The organism is Flavobacterium aurantiibacter, assembly GCF_002251775.1.
GTDB lineage: Bacteria > Bacteroidota > Bacteroidia > Flavobacteriales > Flavobacteriaceae > Flavobacterium > Flavobacterium aurantiibacter.
In genome coordinates, this window is sequence record NZ_NOXX01000091.1 from 1 (window position 1) to 913 (window position 913).

Below are 913 nucleotides of genomic sequence, written 5' to 3' on the forward strand. Positions count from 1 at the left end.
TCATGAAGATTTGTTTGAAGTTTTTCCAAATCCAACTACATCAATAATAAATATAAAAACAAAGACAGGTTTAGAATTAGATAGAATTAATATATACAATATTGAGGGCAGATTGGTATACTACCAAGACGCCAATATAAATAATGTCAATTTGCAAAACCTTTCATCGGGAACTTACTTCATTCAAGCATTTTCGGGCGATAAAATAGTAACCAAAAAGATAATTAAAAATTAAGATTACATAAAATTTGAAGTATTAACAAGTGTTTAAAAATTAAATCTTAAAAAAATGAAAAAAAATATACTCTTAGCATTTGGGTTCTTAACCAGCATTACAAGTTTTGCACAATCAACGAACCCTGCGCCTTATTGCGCTGCCGGCTTTAAAAATGTCGCACCCTTTAACCTCCCCGACCGACTTATATCAAATGTTAGTTTCGGTACTCTTGCTAATAATTCAGGTAATACAAGATGGCCNAGAATAGAAACATTGTTCTCGCAATTATGTGACCAATTTAAAATCAGAAATAATTACGCAAAGACTTTTACCGGTTTTAAAACAAGGATACTCTCAAAAATAACAACACTCACACTAATTCAGTATATAAATAAATTCATCTTTAACAGACCAATCAACAACATCAAAAACCAACACTTTTAATTACACCCAACGGGTTATATATTATGAAAAAAGTTGAGGTTTTGAAAAAAGTGGATTTTTTACTGCTGAAATGACCTGAAAGAAGGTTTCAATGTGTATAATCGTATTTACCAATTATGAAAATAAATCGAAAATTGTTTTACACAATGTTTTACACGCGAAAAACGTATTAACATATTGACTTACAATTAGTTAAGGCGTTTTGTTTTGTGGTACCTCCAGTTCCGATAGCTATCGGAAGAACCAGGGACA

Annotated in this window: 1 protein-coding gene and 1 pseudogene; both read left to right on the forward strand. The window is 30.9% G+C overall.

Features of this window, described 5'->3' with window-relative positions; all coding sequences use genetic code 11:
* A partial coding sequence (locus tag CHX27_RS01200; protein WP_133063383.1) for a T9SS type A sorting domain-containing protein occupies positions 1-235 on the forward strand: 235 nt, incomplete at its 5' end.
* Positions 236-478: 243 nt separating this feature from the next.
* A pseudogene (locus tag CHX27_RS01205) lies at positions 479-661 on the forward strand (IS982 family transposase); the annotation flags it as partial.
* Positions 662-913 lie beyond the last annotated feature (252 nt).